This window comes from Agarivorans sp. (genome assembly GCF_050295395.1).
Lineage (GTDB): Bacteria > Pseudomonadota > Gammaproteobacteria > Enterobacterales > Celerinatantimonadaceae > Agarivorans.
This window is the reverse complement of record NZ_JBNKPP010000013.1, coordinates 1-3467: the sequence shown is the minus strand read 5'-3', so window position 1 is coordinate 3467 and position 3467 is coordinate 1. Positions and strand designations below refer to the sequence as shown.

The 3467-nt window shown below is 48.3% G+C and carries 3 protein-coding genes; 2 read left to right on the top strand and 1 reads right to left on the bottom strand.

Annotation, left to right across the window (positions count from 1 at the left end):
- Positions 1 to 135 precede the first annotated feature (135 nt).
- A complete protein-coding gene (galM, locus tag ACQY6Q_RS00630) occupies positions 136 to 1215 on the bottom strand; it encodes a galactose-1-epimerase (protein WP_427976637.1) in 1080 nt (359 codons plus the stop codon).
- A gap of 255 nt (positions 1216 to 1470) precedes the next feature.
- Here galM and ACQY6Q_RS00625 point away from each other — a divergent pair, with 255 nt between their 5' ends.
- Both ACQY6Q_RS00625 and ACQY6Q_RS00620 read left to right on the top strand, forming a co-directional pair.
- Positions 1471 to 2235, top strand: coding sequence for an endonuclease I family protein (locus ACQY6Q_RS00625; RefSeq protein WP_427976635.1), 765 nt, complete (start codon positions 1471 to 1473; stop codon positions 2233 to 2235).
- A 144-nt stretch (positions 2236 to 2379) separates the two neighbouring features.
- Positions 2380 to 3467 (top strand): GGDEF domain-containing protein (locus ACQY6Q_RS00620; protein ID WP_427976632.1); only part of this gene is annotated, 1088 nt, incomplete at its 3' end.

The following is a 3467-nucleotide window of genomic DNA, read 5'->3' as shown; positions in this document are numbered from 1 at the left end:
CCCTACGCCGAAATGGGCAAATTGGCGGTCGAGGCCATATTAGCCCAACTTCAAGCTCAGCCACTGCTGGCCTCGAAACGCAAGGTAGAAGGTGAGCTGATTGTTCGTCACTCTTCTAGCCGAGCCAAGCCCTCACTAGCTTAAAGTTGGGTGGGTTTCAAACTGATAAACGGTTTGATGCAGGTAGTGTTGATTGGGCTTTATGATGCCGTTTTTGTCTCCCCACTCAGGATGATTTGGCCCATCGGGAAAGAACTGGGTTTCCAGCGCTAGACCATGGTAAGGCGGATAGTGCTTAGTTGCGCCAGGGGTATTGTCTAGGAAGTTACCAGAATAAAACTGTAGGGCGGGCTTGGTGGTTCTCACCTTCATGGTTAAGTCCCGCTGCGGCGAGTGCAATAAGGCAGCCACCGCCAGCGCATCGGTTACCTTTGGCATAAAAACAAAGGCATGATCATAACCGCCAGCCAACTGCTGTTCGGCTTCGCTTAAAAAGTCTTGGCCGATGGTTTTAAGCGCGGTGAAATCAAAGCTGCTATCCAGCACCGTTCTCATTTCTCCGCTGGGGATCAGCGCGGCATCGGTGGGCAAATAATAGCTAGCGTTCAGCTGTAGATGGTGATCGAGGCTGGTGAAATGAGAGGCTTCGCCCGCCAAGTTAAAGTAAGCATGATTGCTTAAGTTAACAGGACAAGCCTTATCACAACTAGCCTGATAGACAATACTTACGGCGTTATCCTCATCCAAGCTATAGGTCACGCTGACATCTAAATTACCGGGGTAGCCTTGATCACCATCGGCGGAATGCAGGGTAAATATCACTCGCTGAGCGCTCTGCTCGGTAATGCTCCAACGACGCTTATCAAAGCCATCAATACCGCCATGTAAGGAGTGTTCACCGTCATTTAAGCCCAACTGATAAGTCTGTCCGTCTAGCTTAAATTGACCATTGGCAATGCGGTTGGCGAAACGCCCCACCACCGAGCCAAAATAAGCGCTCTGCTGCATGTGTTCGATCATATTGCTAGAGCGCAATAGCAGCTCACGATACTCGCCATCCACCGGCAAATAACAACTTAACCAGGTTGCGCCAATATCCATAAACGATACGCTCATACCCTTGCTATTTTGCAGCGTCACCAATTGAGCATACTGCCCGTCGAAGCTTGCTTGGGTGGTCATCGCTTGGCGCAGCGAATCGAGATGGTTTTTCATGAACAGGCCTACAGCATTTACTCAAAAATACCTATAAGACTTCAGCCATGCTCTGACTGTCAAGCAGAGCATAATTTTATTAGCTGATAATATTAAGTTGCTCAAAATTTTATTCTAAAATTTACTTGTTTCTTGGTTTTTGATGCGAGGAAACGCCTAACCAAGCAGTTGCCCCGCCCAAGCCAACTACTAACAATTAGCACAATTATCTTAGCGCATGTTAATTTCTGCCCTTTTAGCTAAGCCTCAATAATCATGCACCGTCGACTTAAGCTCCGCCTCGCTGCCCAGTTAAGCTTATTACTCAGCTTGCTGATTTCCCCATTCGTTGTTGCGAATGGCAATCAAAGCATTGAATCTTTTAGCACCGCTAAGCGACTACTGTTGCAGCAAGTTTATGCCGCGCCGGAATCGCGCCGCACCCTGTACTGTCAGGCCAGTTTCGATGAAAACAAACAAGTACAACTGCATAGCGGTTTTGCTACCAGCAAATACCTAAACCGGCTAGCGCGCTACGAAACCGAACATGTGGTACCCGCAGAAAACTTCGGCCGTAGCTTTAAGGCATGGCGCGAGGGTCACCCAGAATGCGTAAATAACAAGGGCAAGCCCTATAAAGGACGTCGCTGCGCCGAAAAAACCAGTGCCGAATACCGCCTGATGCAGGCCGATATGTACAATCTCTACCCCGCCATTGGTGCGGTAAACGCGGCGCGCTCAAATTACAACTTCAGCATGCTCAACAAGGCCGATTCGGACTTTGGCAGCTGTGATTTACGGATAGAAAAACGCAAAGTACAGCCCCCAGAAGCAGCCCGCGGAGCCATCGCTCGCAGCTATCTGTACATGGAAGCCAGCTATCCGCGTTATTCCATGAGCAGTAGCCAACGTAAGTTAATGCAAGCCTGGGATAAGCAGTACCCGGTGAGTGCGGCTGAGTGTCAACGCGCGGCCATCATCGAGCGAGTACAGCATAATCGCAATCCGATTATGAGCAGCCGCTGCGCAGGGCGCGACTAATTACCCAGCTAGCCAAGCTAACACAATAAAATCAAGCCAATGGCTAGAGCAATGTTTAAAACTGCGTAGCACGGCGCGGTAACACTAATGATTTTATGGATAATAAGTTCAGTATTTACTCACTATTTCGCTAATCATTGAATAATGAACCCACTGCAACGTAATGCTTATTACCCATTCTTAGTGCTCATTTCGCTCGCCCTCGTGCTATGGCAGTACTTGGGGATGGAGCGGCGACTGCAATTAACAATTAATGAGCAAACTGAGGTACATCTCAACAATCAGCTAGTGAAGCAAAACAACGGCAAAGGTTTATTATTAAAGCAGCAAGACAAAGCCACCCTATTTTGCAGCAGCGAAGCATTATCGAATAGCGCCTGTGCCCTCAGCCTACCACTAAGCCAGGCGCTATCAGCCATCCAGCTCGATCATTATCAACAACTTCACTTAGACATCGCCTTTTCTAGTAACTTACCCGACACCCTATTGCTACAGTTTTACCTGCAGCTTGACGCCAAGCAAGGCTACCAGCACTTACTGCAGCAAAGCATTGTGCCTCGCCAAGGTCGGGCTAATTACCAATTATCACTGGCTCGGTTTTACTCGCCCTCTTGGTGGCAACTAGCAGCAGCCCAAACTATCAGCACATCGCCATCGCAAGTTAACTACTTCGCTGTAGTAAGTGGAGATAACCCGCAAGCCAAAAACATTGAATTATCGCTCTACAGCCTCGAACTCAGCGGCAAACTGATCGCCGCCAAAGATTTATATCTAGGGCTGTTAACCGTGTGGTTAATTAGCCTGAGCATTAGCTATGCTAAGCTTAACCGCGGCCTGAAAGAGCAACATCAACAATCGCACAAACACGCCTTAGAACTGAACAAGATGAACAGTTTTCTCAGTATTGAGCGCGATAATTACGAGTTTATGGCGAAAACCGATCCGCTCACCAGCTGCTTTAACCGTGCAGGGCTGCGCAATATTTTTAGTGACATCATCATCGAGTATATCGAAACCAACATGCCAGCCAGTATCGTATTATTCGACATCGACCACTTTAAACAAATTAATGACAACTACGGTCACGATGAGGGTGACAAGGTATTAATAAACATCGCCAACCTAGTTCGCCAGCAGATCCGCGAAGGCGATTATTTAGCACGCTGGGGAGGAGAAGAGTTTTTAGTGGTATGCACCCATACGCGCCAAGCCGGCGCCTGTGCACTGGCAGA